Genomic DNA, 17,363 nt, shown 5'->3' on the forward strand with positions numbered 1-17,363 from the left:
CGGGACGCTCCGCGTCCCATCAACAGCCGAACGCGGAGCGTCCGTTGAGGCATTCCCACGCAGAGCGTGGGAACGATCTACAGATACATTCAAGCCAACTGGAGAACGTCATGAGCAAAATCGCAATCATCGGTGCCACCGGTCGTGCCGGTAGCCAACTGTTGGAAGAAGCCCTGCGTCGTGGTCACAGCGTTACCGCCATCGCCCGCGATACCTCGAAGATCGGCCAGCGTGCCGGTGTGGTCAGCCAGAATGTCGATGCGCTGGATGCCCAAGCCTTGCAAGCCGCCATCGCCGGGCATGACGTGGTGATCAGTGCCGCGCACTTCTCGACCCTGCCGGCCAGCGCCGTGATCGGGCCGGTGAAGAAGGCCGGGGTTAAACGGCTGTTGGTGGTGGGAGGTGCCGGTTCGTTGTTGCTGCCCAATGGCGCTCGTGTGATCGACAGCGAAGGCTTTCCCGAGGAGTACAAGGCCGAGGCCGGTGCCGGGGCGTTGTTCCTGGAGAATCTGCGTCAGGAGCAGGAGCTGGATTGGACTTTTGTGTCGCCGTCGGCGGAGTTTGTCGAAGGGGAGCGCACTGGCACGTTTCGGATCGGCAAGGATGATTTGCTGGTGAGCGCGGAAGGTCGGAGCTGGATTACATTCGCCGATTACGCGATTGCGCTGCTGGATGAAGTGGAAGCGCCGAAGCATTCGCGGCAGCGGTTTGCCGTCGGTTACTGAGCCCACTGATCGTTGCTGATCGTTCCCACGCTCTGCGTGGGAATGCCTCAACGGGCGCTCCGCGTTCGGCTCTGGATGGGACGCGGAGCGTCCCGGGCTGCATTCCCACGCGGAGCGTGGGAACGATCATCACCGCGTCTGAGCCTGCTCCACCAACCACCCCAACAATTCCTGCAACTTCGGCGAAGGTGCCGGCTTCTGCGGCAGCACCAGGTAATACGCCAGCCCGGTCTTCACCTTCAACTCAAACGGCATGACCAGCCGCCCGGCGCTCAGGTCATCGCCGATCAACGACCAATCACCAATCGCCACACCCGTCCCTTGGGACGCCATCGACATCGCCAAATCCAGCGTTTCAAAATGCTGACCTTTGCCGACATTGCTCAAATAAACATCCGCCGAGGCCAGCCAGGCTTTCCAGTCCCGTTCATCGCGGGTCGGGTGCAGCAGCATGTGTTGCTCCAGATCCTCCGGCGCCTGCAACGGCACCGGTCCTTCGAGATAGGGCTTGGAACACACCGGCGTCAGTTGCTCGTCAAACAGCCGATGGGACGCCAGCGAAGTATCCGGCGGAACCCCATAAACCACCGCCGCATCAAACTGCTCACGATGAAAATCCACGCCGTGCCGGACGGTGGTGGTCAGTTCCACCGGCACGTCCGGGCGTTCCTTTTGCCACTGCATCAAACGCGGCAACAACCAGCGCATGACACAGGTCGGGGCTTTGAGTTGCAGGGTTTCGCGCTTGGCGCCGATCTGCTCCACCGCCTCGCCGATCAGGCCGAAAATCTGCTGCACCCGTGGCAGCCACTCCCGCCCTTCAGCCGTCAGATCGAGGCCGCGGGCCTGGCGAATGAACAGTTCATAGCCCAAGTGATCTTCCAGCCCGGCGATCTGCCGGCTCACCGCGCCCTGGGTGATATGCAACTGCTCAGCCGCCCGGGTGAAGTTGCAGCACTGTGCCGTGATCAGAAAAGTGTGCAGGGCGGGCAGGGGAGGCAGTCGTTTCATGAGGACCCAAGGTATGACGTGAGGACATGGCTAGTATGACTTTTTATCCATTGTTGCGGCTACGTGTCGCCCGTTCCAATGAGGCCATCCCTGGGCTTGCCTACGCATCATAAACACTGCGCAGGCCCGGCGTCTCAAACGAACAAGAAGGGCAAAGACATGGCGACGTGCGGCGAAGTATTGGTCAAGTTACTCGAAGACTACGGGGTCGAGCAGGTGTTCGGCATTCCCGGGGTGCATACCGTGGAGCTGTATCGCGGGCTGGCCCGTTCGAGCATCAACCACGTCACGCCGCGGCATGAACAGGGCGCCGGTTTCATGGCCGACGGCTATGCGCGCACCAGCGGCAAGCCGGGTGTGTGCTTCATCATCACCGGCCCGGGCATGACCAACATCACCACCGCGATGGGTCAGGCGTATGCCGATTCGATCCCGATGCTGGTGATTTCCAGCGTGCAGACCCGCAACCAATTGGGCGGCGGTCGCGGCAAGTTGCATGAGCTGCCGAACCAGAGCGCATTGGTCGGCGGCGTGGCGGCGTTCTCCCACACCCTGATGTCGGCGTCGGAATTGCCGGGCGTGTTGGCCCGAGCATTTGCGCTGTTCCAGGCCGGGCGTCCGCGCCCGGTGCACATCGAAATTCCGTTGGACGTATTGGTCGAAGAGGCTGACGACTTGCTCGCCAGCGTCCCGGTTAACATCGACCGCGCCGGTGCTTCGCCGTCTGCCGTGTCTCGCATGACTGAACTGCTGGCCGGTGCCAAACGCCCCCTGATCCTGGCCGGTGGCGGTGCAATTGACGCTGCCGCAGAACTGACAGAACTGGCTGAGTTGCTCGACGCACCAGTGGCGCTGACGATCAACGCCAAAGGCATGCTCGAATCCAATCATCCGCTGCTGATCGGCTCGACCCAAAGTCTGGTCGCCACTCGCGCCCTGGTCGCCGAGGCCGACGTAGTACTGGCCATCGGCACCGAACTGGCCGAAACCGATTACGACGTGACCTTCGCCGGCGGCTTCGAGATCCCCGGCAAACTGCTGCGCGTCGACATCGACCCCGACCAGACCGTGCGCAACTACCCGCCGCACGTGGCGCTGGTGTCCGACTCGCGCAACGCCGCGCAAGCCTTACTCGCTGCGTTGTCGCACAAGTCGTTGGCCGAGCGCCGCAACGATTGGGGTCAGGTCCGCGCCGCGCGGTTGCGTGAAGCGTTGGCCGCAACGTGGGATGCGCCGACCCTGGCCCAGACCCGTTTCCTCGAAACCGTGCTGCACGAGTTGCCGGACGCGGTGTTCGTCGGCGATTCGACCCAACCGGTGTACACCGGCAACCTGACCTTCAACCCGGAGCGTCCGCGCCGCTGGTTCAACTCGTCCACTGGTTACGGCACGTTGGGTTACGCCTTGCCGGCGGCGATTGGCGCATGGCTCGGCGGCAGCGTCGAGGGCGGTTCGCGTCCTCCGGTGGTGTGCCTGATCGGTGACGGCGGGCTGCAATTCACCCTGCCGGAACTGGCCAGCGCCGTGGAAGCGCGCACGCCGGTGATCGTGCTGCTGTGGAATAACCAGGGCTACGAAGAAATCAAAAAGTACATGGTCAACCGCGCCATTGAGCCGGTGGGCGTGGACATCTACACCCCGGACTTTATCGGCGTGGCCAAGGCCCTCGGCTGTGCGGCTGAAGCGGCCAACGGTGTCGAGCAACTGCGCAGCGCACTGCGCGCCGCCACGGATCGCCAGGGCCCGACCCTGATTGAAATCGATCAGACCCAGTGGATGAAGGCGGTGTCGAAATGAGCTTCCCCACAACGCTGGATGGTCTGTACATCGACGGCCAATGGTCCGCTGGCAGCGAACACCTGCGCGTGATCAACCCGGCCACCGAAGCCCTGTTGACCACCGTAAATGGCGGCGATGAAAAAGCCGTCGATCAAGCCATAACCGCTGCGACCCAAGCCTTCGTTGACTGGTCGAAAACCACCGGTAGCGAACGCGGCGCGATCCTGCGTCGCATCGCCGCCGGCGTGCAGGCCGGTCGCGAACAACTGATGCATTTGCAGTCGAGCAACAACGGCAAACCACTGTTCGAAGCGGCCATTGACGTTGACGACGTGATCGCCACGTTCGAGTACTACGCCGGTTTGGCCGAAGGGCTCGATGCCAGGCAAGACAGCAACGTGGAATTGCCAACCGACGACTTCAGCGCACGCCTGCGCCGTGAACCGTGCGGCGTAGTCGGGCTGATCGTGCCGTGGAATTTTCCGATGGTCACCACGGCCTGGAAGCTCGCCCCGGCCCTGGCCGCCGGTTGCTGCGTGGTGCTCAAACCGTCCGAAGTCACGCCGCTGCCGGAGCTGGAACTGGCGGCGATCATCGCCGAGGCCGGTTTGCCCAAAGGCGTGTTCAACCTGGTCTGCGGCACCGGTCTGGCGGTCGGCGCGCCGCTGTCCGCCGACCCGCGCATCGCCAAGATTTCCTTCACCGGCAGCAACGCAGTGGGCGTTCAGGTCATGCAGCGCGCCGCCGAAACCGTGAAGGGTGTGAGCTTGGAACTGGGCGGCAAATCCTCGCTGCTGGTGTTGAAAGACGCCGACATCGCCCTGGCCGTGGAAGTGGCCTGTGGCGGCGGTTTTTTCAACGCCGGGCAGATGTGTTCCGCCACCAGCCGTGTGCTGGTCGCCGATGAATTGGCCGATGAATTCCTCATCCGTTTGCAGGCCCGCGCCGAAGCGATTCGCGTGGCCGACCCGTTCGACCCGAACGTGGAAATGGGCGCTCTGGTCAATCAGGCGCAGTACCAGCGTGTGCTTGGTCACATCGATCGCGGTTTGAGCATCGGCGCCAAGCTGATCTGCGGCGGCAATCGTCCGGCGGACCTGCCGCGCGGCTATTTTTTGCAGCCAACGATCTTCACCGACGTGCCCCTCGACAGTGCGCTGTGGTGTGAAGAAATTTTCGGCCCGGTGATTTGCGTGCGCAGTTTCGCCTCCGAAGCCGAGGCGATTGCCCTGGCCAACGACAGCCAGTTTGGCCTGGTGGCCAGTGTGGTCAGCCGCGACAACGAAGCCGCCGATCGGGTCGCCAACGCCTTGCAGGCGGGCCTGGTGTGGATCAACGCGCCGCAAGTGATCTTCCCGCAGACCGCCTGGGGTGGCTACAAGCAGAGCAGCCTCGGCCGCGAGTTGGGGCCGTGGGGTTTGCAGGCTTTCCAGGAAATCAAACACGTGATCCGGGCCGTCTGAGCGCTCGAAAAAGGTGAGCGCATGCCTCGTTCTGAGGCATGCGCTGGCGTCATGGCTTCAATGAGTTTTTATCGATAGTCAGGTGTTTTGCACGACCTCAGGATGAACCCGTCGGCTCAGCTAAAGCCCCGTGAAACCGGGGGCTTCGAGCTGATTTGAACGGGCGGATGCAACGGTTGCGACCAACCTCATACCTACAAAAACAAAGGGAGTCCTTCATGGGCCAGCATGATCTGAACAGACGGCAATTCATCAAAACCGTGGGCGTGGCTTCGGTTGCAGCGGCGGCCATGAGCATGCCCTTCATCCGTGCCAATGCCAGCGACACCCGCTTCCAGGGCAAGACCCTGCGTCTGCTGACCTGGTCCGATGACACCGGGTTGGCGGCACTGCGCAATATCGCGGCGACCTTCGAAGCCCAGTACGGCTGCAAGGTCATCGCCGACCGCACCGGCAGCACCTCGGAAATGGTCGCCAAACTCAAGGCCGGCGGTGATCGTCCGCAGTACGACATCATCACCCTGGCCGGCGTCGGCGCTGAAGGTTTGGCTGCTGCCGATCTGCTGGAAAAACCCGACCTCAACCGCATCCCGAACCTGGTGGACGTGCCGGAGAAATACCGCACTGGCGCCAACGGTCATGGCATCGGTTACCTGCTGTGGTGCAACAGCCTGGTCTACAGCACTCGCACCCAGACCGAAGCGCCGACCAGTTATGCCGCGCTGTGGGATGCCGACCTGGCGCCGAACATTTTCCTGCCGCCGCCGAACTGGACCGAAGCGATGGACCTGATCATCATCGCCGCCAAACTGGCCGGTGGTGACGAACACAACATCGAGCCGGGCTTCAAGAAACTCGCCGAGTTGAAGGACCGCGTGGTCACGTTGGGTGAAAACCCGAACCAGATCGCCGAGCTGTTCCGCACCGGTTCCCTGGACATGGGCGGCCTGTACGCGCCGGCGTTTTTCCCGAAACAAATTCGCGATCCGAACTACGGCCTCGGCGCCACCTTCGGCATGAAGGAAGGGTTCTACACCGACCTGATGCTCTCGGTGATGCCAAAAAATCGCCCCGGCGACACCGACCTGGCCTACGCCTTCATCAACCACTCCCTGGACCCGCTGGTGCAGGGCAAGATGGCCGAAGACATCTACAACGGCCCGGTCAACGCCAAGGCGATCATCTCCGCCGAAGCGCGCAAGAGCCCGTTCATCCTCACGCCAGAGCAGATTGCCGACAAGGCGATCATGCACGACAACGCCTTCCTGGCCAGCGTGCATGACCAATGGATTCGTCGTTACACGGAAATCTTTTCTTCCTGATTTCTGAGGTTTGAAGATCCTTTTGTGGCGAGGGAGCTTGCTCCCGCTCGGCTGCGCAGCAGCCGTACAACCGGACACCGCGACCCTTTCTGTATCGACGCGGTGATTGATTGGGGCCGCTTCGCGACCCAGCGGGAGCAAGCTCCCTCGCCACAGGGTTACTCAAATCGCAGTCTTGCTGCTTTCCATTGACGAGACCCTTGCTATGGAACACCAACCACCTTTGACTCATCCGCTCGCCACCACGCCGAAGCTGTCGCGCCGTGGCGTGTCGCCGACTGCCCGCGCCTGGCTTTTCCTGTCGCCGTCGATGCTGTTTCTCGGCGTGCTGATTGCCGCCAGCCTCCTGGTACTGCGCATGAGCGTCGGCACCAAAGGCGCGGAATGGAGCGGGTTCAGCCTCGCCAGTTACGCGCAGTTGCTGGAACCCTACTACCTCAAATCCCTGATGCTGACCCTGCGCCTGGCGTTGTTCAGCGCAGTGATCGCGGTGCTGCTGGCGATCCCGGTGGCGTACACCATGTCGCGGCTGACCTCACCGTTTCTGCGGCGGATCTTTCTCGCGGCGGTGCTGCTGCCGTTGCTGGTCAACCTGCTGCTGCAAAGCTACGGCTGGCTGGTGATTCTCGGTCCGGCCGGGATGCTCAATCAGGCACTGATGGGGCTCGGTCTGATCAAGCGCCCGATCATGCTGCTCTACAACCAGAACGGCGTGCTGATGGGGCTGGTGCAAACCGCGTTTCCATTGGCCGTGCTGCCGATTGCCAGCGCCATGCGTGGCGTTGCGCGCACCTATGAAGAAGCCGCCGCGACCCTCGGTGCGAGTCGCTTCCAGGTGTTCCGCCAAGTGGTGTTGCCGATGAGTCTGCCGGGGATCATCACTGGCGCGACGTTGGTGTTCGCCTACAACGCCAGCAGCTTCGTCGTGCCCTTGCTGCTCGGTGGTCGCCGGGTGCCGATGCTCGCGGTGATGGTGCATGACCAGATCGCCCCGCTGATGAACTGGCCCGCCGCCTCCGCTGCCGGGGTGGTGTTGATCGTCACCACACTGGCGATCATGACCTTGTCCGAATACATCACCGGCCGTCGCCGGCGCATGCTGGAGGCTTCGCAATGAGCACCCTGACCAAAAAACGTTATGGGCTGTTGCCGGGCGAGACCGGCAAGTTCGCCGGCATCCTCTCGGGCTTCATTCTGCTGCTCGCGGTGTTGCCGATTTTGACCATGATCGTCATGTCGTTCAGCGGCGCGTCGAACCTCGACTTCCCGCCCAGCAGCTATAGCCTGCAATGGTATCGCGCGGCCTGGCACACCTTTGTTTCGCCGGACGCCAGCGACGTGCTGAGCCTCGGTAAAGCCATGTCCACCAGCCTGATGGTCGCGTGCCTGACCATGGTCTTCGCCACCCTCATCGCGGTGCCGGCCGCTTACGCGCTGACCCGTTGCGAGTTCCGTGGCAAAGCCGTGGCCCTGCAATTGATGTCATTGCCGCTGGTGTTCCCAATGGTGGTGCTGGGCCTGGCGTTGCTGCTGGTGTTCGACAGCTTGCCGTTCCAGATCACCACGTCGCGGTTGGTGATTGCCCACGTGATCCTCGCCTTGCCGTTTGTGGTGAAGAACTGCACCGCAGCAATGCTCTCCATCGGCAGCGAAGTCGAAGAGGCGGCGCAGATGCTCGGCGCCTCGCCGACCCGGGCGATTATCGACGTGGTGGTGCCGTTGATGAAGTCGGGAATCCTGGCAGGGATGCTGCTGGCGTTCATCGTCTCGTTCAACGAATTCACCGTGACCTATTTCCTCTACACCATCGACGTCATGACCGTGCCGATCTGGATGTACAGCCGCACCGTGTCTTCGCTCGACCCAACCGTATTTTCGTTTGCCGTGCTGATCGTGCTGATCGACTTCGTCCTGATCTGGGCGTTGGAGAAGCTGGTCGGTGAAGGTGGCGTTTCGTTCTGATTCTTGAGGTGCAACATGACTGGTCTGATTCTGGAAAACGTCGAGAAACACTACGGCTCGGCCTGCGCGGTAAAGGATGTAAACCTGCATTTGCCCGAGGGCAAACTGGTGTGTTTCCTCGGCCCGTCGGGCTGCGGAAAAACCACACTGCTGCGGATGATCGCCGGGCTCGAAACCCTGTCCGGCGGCGAGATTCGCCTGGACGGTGAAGACATCGGCCATACCCCGGCGCACCTGCGTAACTTCGGCATGGTCTTTCAGTCGTTGGCGCTGTTTCCGCACATGACCGTGGGGGAGAACATCGCTTACCCGCTGAAACTGCGTGGCGTGAGCAAGGCCGATCAGCAGGCGCGGGTGGTGGAGTTGCTGGAGCTGATTCAGCTGAAGGAAATGATTGATCGCCCGGTGGCGAAGCTGTCCGGCGGGCAACGTCAGCGGGTGGCGATTGCCCGGGCGATTGCTTCGCGGCCGAAAATCCTGCTGCTGGATGAGCCGTTGTCGGCACTGGACGCCAAGTTGCGTGAATCGATGCAGGTGGAAATTCGTCAACTGCAACAACGCCTGAACATCACCACGATCATGGTGACCCACGATCAGCGTGAGGCGATGACCATGGCCGATATCGTCGTGGTGTTGGGTGAGCACAAGGTGCAGCAGGTGGGCACGCCGATTGAAATCTACCGGCACCCGGCCAATGAATTTGTCGCGGACTTTATCGGCTCGGGCAACATTTTTCCGGCTACCGCGCTGGGCAACGGCAAGGTTGGATTGCCGGGCGGCGATGCCCTGGAAGTGCCGATCTGCAGCAGCATTGTGGTGGGGGAGAAGATCAAGATGCTGATTCGCCCAGAGGACCTGCAACTGTCGCAGCCCCAGGCGACGGCGGGGAATCGGTTGCTGGGCAAGGTGACGTTTGTGCGAGACATCGGTGCGACGATTGAAACGACGGTGGAGTGTTCCGGAGTGTCGTTTACCGCGTTGAGCACGCCGTGTCAGGGGTTTGGGTTGAGTATCGGGAATCCGGTTTCGGTGACGTTGCCGGCAGAAGCTTGCCGGGTACTCAGCGCCTGAGTACACCGTCAAACCTGTAGGAGCGAGGGCGGTGTTAAACGGTCAAGCGCATCCGCGCCAGATCCCGCAACGGCGGCGCCCCGAACAACCGGCTGTATTCGCGGCTGAACTGCGACGGGCTTTCATACCCGACCCGATACCCAGCCGCCGACGCTTCCAGCCCTTCGGCGAGCATCAGGCGCCGCGCTTCCTGCAGGCGCAGTTGCTTCTGATACTGCAACGGACTCATCGCCGTCATCGCCTTGAAGCGGTGATGCAGGGTCGACACGCTCAGGTTCACTTCCTTCGCCAGATCATCGATACGCAACGGTTGCTCATAGTGGCCGTTGAGCCATTTGATCGCCTGGCTGATGCGATGGCTCTGGCTGTTGGCGATGGCGATTTCATACAGGCGATGGCCCTGCTGGCTGCGCAACAGACGATAGAGAATCTCCCGTCGAATCAGCGGCGCGAGCATGGCGATGTCTTTGGGCGTGTCGATCAAACGGGTCAGACGCAGCACCGCGTCGAGCATGGCCGCATCCAGCCGTTCGACATATAACCCGCGCCCGGTGGGCCGGGTCGGCACGCCCATGGGGCCGGCGTCGGCGATCAGCGCGGTGATTTCCGCCGGGTCGATGTCCAGCCGCACGGAGAGGATCGGCTCCTCGGAGGTGACAGTCACCACGCGCCCGCTCACGGGCATCGAGACCGAGACCACCAGGTAATTGAGCGGGTCGTAATTGAACACCTCATCGGCCAACCGCACTTCCTTGCGCCCCTGGGCCATGATGCACAGCGCCGGTTGCGCCAGCACCGGGGCAAACTGATGGGTCTGGCTGTGACGCGACATGATCAACGAATCGACGGCAGTGGCGTAATTGCCATCCTCCGTGGTGTTGCGGCGGATGATCGCAGCCAGTTCCTCGCGCTGTTTCTCCATGTCGGCATCCAGCGGGGCTTCAAAGTGATCGAACGACGACATGCAGGACATCCTCGGTGAGGCGTTGTTGATGGGCAGAGCTTAAGTTTGTGCAAGGCAAAGCGGTAGACACATCCTGCCTGATGCTTGCCTGATTCTGCATTGGCTTGATGGGCGACATGGCTGTAACCCCGTCGCCGCCCTGAAACTTGCTTGAAACCCCCCGGTCATCGTCGAAGCAGGCCCGGGCCGGCTTTCAGGGCGATTAACGCATCCTCGCAGGATTGTGCAACAAGCTGGCAGGAATCGACTAACGGCAACAGCGGCACGCCGCCTAACCTTGGATCCTGTCGCAGCCCGTCCCTGGCTGCCACGCAACTCCTTGGGAGGGTTGAACATGTCTACGCAGATTCCCGTCAGTCATATGGCCTTTGTTCGTGCTCGCGCCGGGCGTTCGGCGGAACTCGGTGCACGCCTGAGCGCGTTGATCGAGCCATCCCGTTCGGCCAGTGGTTGCCTGAGCTTTGCCCTGCAACATTCGCAATGCGATCCCGACCTGTGGCTGGTGTCCGGTTTCTGGACCCATCAACAGGCGATGACCGCGTATTTCAGCACCCCCGCCATGCAGATCTTTGCCGATCTGGTGCAGGACCTGGTGGTCAACAGCCTGGATTTCCACACGTTCAAGGACGTCTCGGCGGCTCAGGCGCTCGGTCAGACCAAAGCACAGGTGCACAAACTGGTCGGTTGAGGGTTTAATGGCGGCAATCTCAACTTAGCCAGGATGCGCGACCATGGCACGCAAAGCCTTTGATCATTTTGAAGCTGTTTCCGCTGTAGTACCGGGCGAGGGTGGTTACCACGCCGCGATCGCCGTCAAAGCCATCGGTGGCACCGGTGCGCCACGCTTTCATAAAGTGCTTGAAGATCAAATCTTCAAGACGGCCAACGAAGCCGATCTGGCCGCCGCCAAAGAGCTGACCCGCCTCAAAGACGTCAAAGAAGACGCTGACCTGCTCTGGTAAGTTATTTTTTCGCCCCTGGGCGATGCATCTTGAACAATGCCTCTGGCCCCAGCTGAAAGTAATCCGCTGGCCCGCCGCCGCGCAGAATCGGTTCTGCCGCGGCGGTGTCGTACACCCCATCCTTCAACAGCCACTTGGCGATATGCACGGCGACCACTTCGCCGAGAATCAGCCAGCTCGGCACCACATCGCCGTTCGCGCGTTGCAACTGAATGATCTGCGTAACCTTGCATTCGAAGGACACCGGGCTTTCGGCGACCCGTGGCACCTGGATGATTGTCGACGGGGCGGCTGTCAGTCCGGCCAGTTCGAATTCGTTGGTGTCAGGCGCGACCATGGCACTGCTCTGGTTCATCCGCTCGGCCAGTGGCCGGGTGGCGAGGTTCCAGGCGAACTCGCCGGTCTGTTCGATGTTGTTCAGGCTGTCTTTGCGCCCGACGCTGGAAAATCCAATGATCGGCGGAATGTAGTTGAACGCGTTGAAGAAGCTGTAAGGCGCCAGGTTCAGCTGGCCGTTGGCGTCCTGCGAGGAAATCCAGCCGATGGGCCGCGGGCCGACGATGGCGTTGAACGGGTCATGGGGCAGGCCGTGGCCGTTGGCGGGTTCGTAGTAGTGGATGTCGTCGGGCATGCTTGGGGTTCCTGGGGCGATGTTCGGGATAAACGCATAGTGCAAGCGCGACCCTGTAGGAGCAAGGCTTGCCCGCGAATGCGGCGGCACATTCAACGTTGAGGTGTCAGACCGGCCGCCTTCGCGGGCAAGCCTCGCTCCTACAGGGAATGTGGAGGCTGACATTTTACCGTCTCCCAGAAACGACTAAGCCCGGCCGAAGCCGGGCTGTGATGCCGCGTTTGGGGGTTAGCTGATGGAAGCCGAGCCGGTGCGATCGTAGCCGTCAGCCGCGAAGGTGGCGGAGCCGGTTTTGTCGTAGCCGTCAGCAGCAAAAGTAGCGGAGCCGGTTTTGTCGTACCCATCTGCTGCAACAGTGGCCGAGCCGGTGCGGTCGTAACCGTCGGCAGCTACAGCGGAGCCGGTGCGGTCATAGCCATCGGCGGCGAAGGCGCCACCGGCCAGTACGGAAAGGGTCAGGGCGAGGATCAGTCGGGTTTTCATGGCGGTTACTCCGGGTTCGTTGGCGTTGTGTGCCTTGGGTATGGGTTTTATCTTACGCTCGATAAATTGATTAAAAAGCGCAAATTAATGCTAGTAACTATCGATTAAATTGATGTTAAGGCCGTGAGGCGTTCTCGCTTTCAAGGTTCGAGTGAGCACATCGCAATGCATCGATCAGACAGGGACAGGATGTGTTCCGGGCATTAACCGGTGATTAATCAATTCGCTGCCTGGGTGACAGATTTTTCATACAAACCCTTCGCCCATAAAAAAGGGCAGACCTGGTTCGGGTCTGCCCTTTATTGGTGTTGCAGCGGGACTTAGTCCGTCTCGATCCGCGAATGTTTGCGGGTGTCTTTCATGGTGATGTACACCAGCAATGACACGGCGATACACGCCGTGACATACCAGTAGTAACCGGTTTCCATGCCGATGCTCTTGAACCACAGCGCGATGTATTCGGCGGTGCCGCCGAAGATCGACACGGTCAGCGCATACGGCAGGCCAACGCCCAGAGCCCGAATCTCGGTCGGGAACAGTTCGGCTTTGACCACTGCGTTGATCGAGGTGTAGCCGCTGACGATGATCAGCGCCGCCATGATCAGGAAGAACGCGCCCCACCAGGTCTGGATGGTGTGCAGGGTGGTCAGGATCGGTACGGTGAACAGCGTGCCCAGTACACCAAAGGCGATCAGGATCGGCCGACGCCCGACCTTATCCGACAAGCCGCCGATGATCGGTTGCAGGCACATGAACAGGAACAGCGTGGCCGCCGAGATGCTGGTGGAGTCGGTGATGCTCATGCCGACGGTGTTCACCAGGTATTTCTGCATGTAGGTGGTGTAGGTGTAGAACGCCAGGGTGCCGCCCATGGTCAGGCCGACCACGGTCATCAGTTCCTTCGGATGGCGCATCAGCGTGCGCATGGCGCTTTCTTTCTTCTCTTTCTTGACCTTGTTGAACGACTCGGTCTCTTCCATGCCACGACGCAGGTAGAGCGCCACGACCGCACACAGCGCGCCGATGGCGAACGGGATGCGCCAGCCCCAGGCGTACAGCTGTTCGGTGGTCAGGGTCTGTTGCAGCACGATCAGCACCGCCAGGGCAATGAGCTGGCCGGAGATCAGGGTCACGTACTGGAAGCTGGAATAGAAACCGCGACGTTCCTTGGTCGCCATCTCGCTGAGGTACGTCGCCGAGGTGCCGTACTCGCCACCGACCGACAGGCCTTGCAGCAAACGGGCGAAGATCAGCAGGATCGGCGCGCCGATACCGATGGTTTCATAGTTGGGGCTCAGGGCGATCAGCAGCGAGCCGAAGCACATCAAATACACCGAAGCCATCAATGCCCGTTTACGACCGGCGCGGTCGGCGTAGAGGCCCATCAGCCAGCCCCCGATCGGACGCATCAGGAAGCCCACGGCGAAGATCGCGGCGGTGTTCATCAGCTGTGCGGTGGAGGAACCGGCGGGGAAGAAGGACTTGGCAAAGTACAGGGAGAACGCGGCGTAGACGTACCAGTCGTACCACTCGACCATGTTGCCGACCGAGCCGCTGAAGATCGATTTGATCCGGCTGGCGGTGGTTCTTTCTTTGGCAGGCGCAGCGGCCGACCCAAGAGGCAGGGCGTTGGAGTTATCCATTGAAGGATCCTTCGTTTAATTGTTTTTGTGGAGCGCGTGTAAACGCAGCCTGCAAGGGCTATAGCAGGAGGTGTGCCAAGGGGCGGAGGGCCGGTTTAGAGGGGGGTGGCAGGCTTTTATGAGCGGAAATCCGCTTATTGGTGGCCGGAGATAAGCGGATAACCGCCGAAAAGATCGTTCCCACGCGGAGCGTGGGAACGATCAGTTAGAGGAACATCTCGCGGGTGAGTCCATGCCGCTGCAGCTTTTCATTGAAGGTCCGGCGTGGCAGTTGCAGCTCTTCAAGCACCGCTTTCACATCGCCCTTATGCCGGGTCAACGCCGCCCGCAAACAATGAGCTTCAAACGCTTCCTGCTGCGCCGCCAGCGACTGGCCAGGATCAATCCCCACCGGCTCCGGCTCGCCCAGCCCCAACACCTGCCGCTCGGCCACGTTCGCCAGTTCCCGCACATTGCCCGGCCAGTCATGGCTCAGCAGGTGACTCAGTTGCGGGCCGCTCAAGGGTGGGAAGGTCCGGCCCAGGCGTTCGGCGGCATTCTGCGCGAAGGTTTCAAACAGCAACGGAATGTCTTCGCGCCGCTCACGCAACGGTGGCAGGCGCAACTCGGCGACGTTCAAGCGATACGCCAAATCCTCGCGAAAACGCCCGGCCCGGGCTTCGTCCAGCAGGTCGGGTTTAGTCGCGGCGATGATCCGCAAGTCCACGCGGATGCTCTGGTTCGAGCCCAATCGCTCAAGCTTCTGTTCCTGCAATACCCGCAGCAACTTGACCTGCTGCGCCAAGGGCATGCTTTCAATCTCATCGAGAAACAGCGTGCCGCCATCCGCGTATTCGAGTTTGCCGATGCGCTTGCCCGACGCGCCGGTAAACGCGCCGCTCTCGTGACCGAACAACTCGGCCTCGAACAACTGCTCGGGAATTGCCGCGCAGTTCAGCGCCACGAACGGCTTGTCGGCGCGCGGGCCGAAATCGTGCAGGCAACGGGCGACCAGTTCTTTTCCGCTGCCGGTTTCGCCACGGATCAACACGTTGACCGGCAGCGTCGCCAAATCCAGCACCTGCCGGCGCAAGGTCTGCAAGCCACGGGACACGCCCAACAGCGTCGCGTCGAGTTTGGCGCGGTTGTCGGCCTGGACGTGCAGGGCGCGGTTTTCCAGGACCAACCGGCGTTTTTCCAAGGCACGGCGCAAACTGCCGAGCAGGGTTTCCGGGCTGAACGGTTTTTCCAGAAAGTCGTAGGCGCCATCGCGCATCGCTTCGACCGCCATCGGCACATCGCCATGGCCGGTCAGCAAGATTACCGGCAGATCGGCATCCCGGCGTTGCACTTCGGCCAGTAGTTCCAGACCGGTCATGCCGGGCATGCGCACGTCGCTGAGGATCACCCCGGGGAAATGTGCCGGCAGCTGCGCCAGGCATTCATCGGCGCGGCTGAACAGCTGCACCTCGAAACCCGACAGGCTCAGCCACTGTTCGACGGCGCTGCGGATGCTGCTTTCGTCGTCGACCACCATCACCGAATTCAGCATGAGACGGGTTCCTCCAGATCGATCGGCAAGGTCACGGTGAACACCGCGCCGTTATCGTGATTGTCGGCACTCAGGCGTCCGCCGGATTCATGCACGATAGCGAACGACACCGCCAGCCCCAGGCCCAGACCATCACCCACCGGTTTCGTCGTAAAAAACGGATCGAACACGTTCGGCAGATGTTCTTCAGCAATGCCGCCGCCGTTATCGGCGACGGTCAGGCGCCACAGTTGTTCATCGGCTTCGAGGCGAATTTCCAAACGCTTGCAGGGTTTGTCCTGCACGGCGTCGAGGGCATTGCGCAACAGGTTGATCAGCACCTGCTCCAGGCGAATCGCATCGCCACGCACCCAGGCCGGGCGCGTCAGGTGCAGCACGGTGCTGACGTTTTCATCGCGCAGCCGCGCATCGAGCAACTGCAAGGATTGATCGACCACCGCCGCCAGGTCCAGCCGTTCGCGCAGGCCGCTGGGGCTTTTGCGGGCGAAGGTTTTCAGGTGACCGGTCAGCGCAGCCATGCGTGTGAGCATGTCGTCCACCGGTTTCAGCGCCTTGTAGGCGTCATCGACCCGGCCGTGATCGAGCAGCAGCCGCAGCGTCGCCAACTGCATGCGTTGTGCGGTCAGCGGCTGGTTGATTTCATGGGCCAGCGCTGCCGACATCTGCCCCAGTGCCGCGAGTTTGGCTGATTGCACCAGACCGTCCTGGGCGGTGCGCAGGTCGCGGGTGCGTTCTTCCACCAATTGTTCCAGCTCTTCGCGGCTGCGCTGACGCATCTTCGCCAGGCGCCAGCGCTGGTTGAGGAACAGCAGCAGAAACACCAGCGCCAGCCACGAACCGGCGGCAGCGAGGCCGGCATTGCGGCTGTCTTCGAAGGCGATTTGCGGGCGGCGTAACAGGTGCAGGGTCCAGCCTTCGGCGGGCAACGGCAGGGATTCCCACAGGTAATCCGCTGCGCCGTCGGGGCCATCGACCCGGGCCAGATTGCTGTTGTCGTCGAAGCGCCGCACCGACTGATACTTGAGCGGTGTCAGCGGTTGCTTGTCGTATTGGCGGGTGACTTTCAGTTCGGTGTGATCGCTGTCGCTCAGCGGTTTCAACGTGCGATAACGCCAGCCGGGCTGGTTGGCGATGAAGATGATGCCGCGGGCATCGCTGACCAGCAGGGTATCGCTGCCCTGGCGCCATTCGCGCTCAAGTTCGGGAAATTCGAGTTTCACCACCATCGCGCCGAGGAACTCGCCGTTGTCGCGGGTCACCGCACTGGACAAGAAGTAACCGGGAATGCCGCTGGTCACCCCGACCGCATAAAAGCGCCCGGTGCCCTGGGTGCGGGTCTGGCTGAAGTAAGGGCGAAAACCGTAGTTGTGGCCCACGTAACTGCTGGGCAAACGCCAATTGCTGGCGGCCACGGCCAGGCCGGTGTAGTCGAGCAATTCCAGGGTGGAGGATTGCGCGGCGCCGTTGATCTTTTCCAGTTTGCGGTTCAACAGGTCCTGCTGTTCAGGGCTCACCGGACCGTTCAAGCCCGCACGCAATTCCGGGTCCAGCGCCAGCACGGCGGGCAGGGCTCGGTAGCGGTCGATTAGCGTGTGCAGGGAGTTGGCGTACAGCGCCAGTTGCTGGCTGGCGCGGGCGGCGTCTTCTTCCAAAGCCTGGTGTTCGGCGTGGCGTATTGCCAACCCGGCAGCAAACACAGCGCCCGCGCCTATCAGCAGGGTATGGAGCAGCAGACGCAGAGGGCGGGAGGTCGCAAACATGGGAAGAGTCAGGCGCGGGGTAGGGCGAGCACGATAACATGCACCGCCCCGTTTCC

The 17,363-nt window shown here is 61.6% G+C and carries 16 protein-coding genes; 9 read left to right on the top strand and 7 right to left on the bottom strand.

Going from position 1 to position 17,363, the window contains the following annotated elements:
• Positions 1-110 precede the first annotated feature (110 nt).
• Complete coding sequence (locus HKK52_RS27485; RefSeq protein WP_169373352.1) at positions 111-725, top strand: NAD(P)-dependent oxidoreductase; 615 nt, start codon at positions 111-113, stop codon at positions 723-725.
• A 129-nt stretch (positions 726-854) separates the two neighbouring features.
• On the opposite strand, the gene HKK52_RS27490 is transcribed toward HKK52_RS27485, so the two are convergent.
• Positions 855-1,736, bottom strand: coding sequence for a LysR substrate-binding domain-containing protein (locus HKK52_RS27490; protein WP_169373353.1), 882 nt, complete (start codon positions 1,734-1,736; stop codon positions 855-857).
• Positions 1,737-1,895: 159 nt separating this feature from the next.
• On the opposite strand from HKK52_RS27490, the gene HKK52_RS27495 reads away from it, so the two are divergent.
• From HKK52_RS27495 to HKK52_RS27520, 6 genes are all read left to right on the top strand, one after another.
• Entirely contained in the window at positions 1,896-3,533 is a 1,638-nt protein-coding gene (locus tag HKK52_RS27495) for a 5-guanidino-2-oxopentanoate decarboxylase (RefSeq protein ID WP_169373354.1), read from the top strand.
• A complete protein-coding gene (locus HKK52_RS27500) occupies positions 3,530-4,978 on the top strand; it encodes an aldehyde dehydrogenase family protein (protein ID WP_169373355.1) in 1,449 nt (482 codons plus the stop codon). Before HKK52_RS27495 ends, HKK52_RS27500 begins: the two co-directional genes overlap by 4 nt.
• Before the next feature lie 218 nt (positions 4,979-5,196).
• Entirely contained in the window at positions 5,197-6,300 is a 1,104-nt protein-coding gene (locus tag HKK52_RS27505; protein WP_169373356.1) for an ABC transporter substrate-binding protein, read from the top strand.
• A gap of 205 nt (positions 6,301-6,505) precedes the next feature.
• Positions 6,506-7,417 (top strand): ABC transporter permease, encoded by a 912-nt coding sequence (locus HKK52_RS27510; protein ID WP_169373357.1) that lies wholly within the window; start codon positions 6,506-6,508, stop codon positions 7,415-7,417.
• Positions 7,414-8,262 (top strand): ABC transporter permease, encoded by an 849-nt coding sequence (locus tag HKK52_RS27515; RefSeq protein WP_169373358.1) that lies wholly within the window; start codon positions 7,414-7,416, stop codon positions 8,260-8,262. Before HKK52_RS27510 ends, HKK52_RS27515 begins: the two co-directional genes overlap by 4 nt.
• A gap of 15 nt (positions 8,263-8,277) precedes the next feature.
• Positions 8,278-9,333 (top strand): ABC transporter ATP-binding protein, encoded by a 1,056-nt coding sequence (locus tag HKK52_RS27520; RefSeq protein ID WP_169373359.1) that lies wholly within the window; start codon positions 8,278-8,280, stop codon positions 9,331-9,333.
• 34 nt (positions 9,334-9,367) lie between these two features.
• Here the strand turns inward: HKK52_RS27520 and HKK52_RS27525 are convergent, their stop codons facing one another.
• Positions 9,368-10,297, bottom strand: coding sequence for an AraC family transcriptional regulator (locus HKK52_RS27525; protein ID WP_149657937.1), 930 nt, complete (start codon positions 10,295-10,297; stop codon positions 9,368-9,370).
• A gap of 334 nt (positions 10,298-10,631) precedes the next feature.
• On the opposite strand from HKK52_RS27525, the gene HKK52_RS27530 reads away from it, so the two are divergent.
• Both HKK52_RS27530 and HKK52_RS27535 read left to right on the top strand, forming a co-directional pair.
• On the top strand, positions 10,632-10,985 hold the full coding sequence (locus HKK52_RS27530) for a putative quinol monooxygenase (RefSeq protein WP_169373360.1): 354 nt from the start codon (positions 10,632-10,634) through the stop codon (positions 10,983-10,985).
• Positions 10,986-11,028: 43 nt separating this feature from the next.
• Positions 11,029-11,259, top strand: a complete 231-nt coding sequence (locus HKK52_RS27535; protein ID WP_054045089.1) for a hypothetical protein — start codon at positions 11,029-11,031, stop codon at positions 11,257-11,259.
• Between the two features lies 1 nt (position 11,260).
• On the opposite strand, the gene HKK52_RS27540 is transcribed toward HKK52_RS27535, so the two are convergent.
• From HKK52_RS27540 to HKK52_RS27560, 5 genes are all read right to left on the bottom strand, one after another.
• Positions 11,261-11,890 carry a flavin reductase family protein gene (locus HKK52_RS27540; protein ID WP_169373361.1) on the bottom strand — a complete coding sequence of 210 codons (630 nt, stop codon included), beginning with the start codon at positions 11,888-11,890 and terminating at the stop codon, positions 11,261-11,263.
• 228 nt (positions 11,891-12,118) lie between these two features.
• Positions 12,119-12,373: a hypothetical protein gene (locus tag HKK52_RS27545; RefSeq protein WP_169373362.1), complete on the bottom strand. Its 255-nt coding sequence runs from the start codon at positions 12,371-12,373 to the stop codon at positions 12,119-12,121.
• Positions 12,374-12,693: 320 nt separating this feature from the next.
• Positions 12,694-14,016: an MFS transporter gene (locus HKK52_RS27550; RefSeq protein WP_169373363.1), complete on the bottom strand. Its 1,323-nt coding sequence runs from the start codon at positions 14,014-14,016 to the stop codon at positions 12,694-12,696.
• Between the two features lie 205 nt (positions 14,017-14,221).
• Positions 14,222-15,547, bottom strand: a complete 1,326-nt coding sequence (locus tag HKK52_RS27555) for a sigma-54-dependent transcriptional regulator (protein WP_169373364.1) — start codon at positions 15,545-15,547, stop codon at positions 14,222-14,224.
• The gene (locus HKK52_RS27560) at positions 15,541-17,307 is read right to left on the bottom strand and encodes a sensor histidine kinase (RefSeq protein ID WP_169373365.1); all 1,767 of its coding nucleotides are present in this window, start codon (positions 17,305-17,307) and stop codon (positions 15,541-15,543) included. Before HKK52_RS27560 ends, HKK52_RS27555 begins: the two co-directional genes overlap by 7 nt.
• Between the last annotated feature and the right edge of the window lie 56 nt (positions 17,308-17,363).

This window comes from Pseudomonas sp. ADAK2 (assembly GCF_012935755.1).
Classification (GTDB): domain Bacteria; phylum Pseudomonadota; class Gammaproteobacteria; order Pseudomonadales; family Pseudomonadaceae; genus Aquipseudomonas.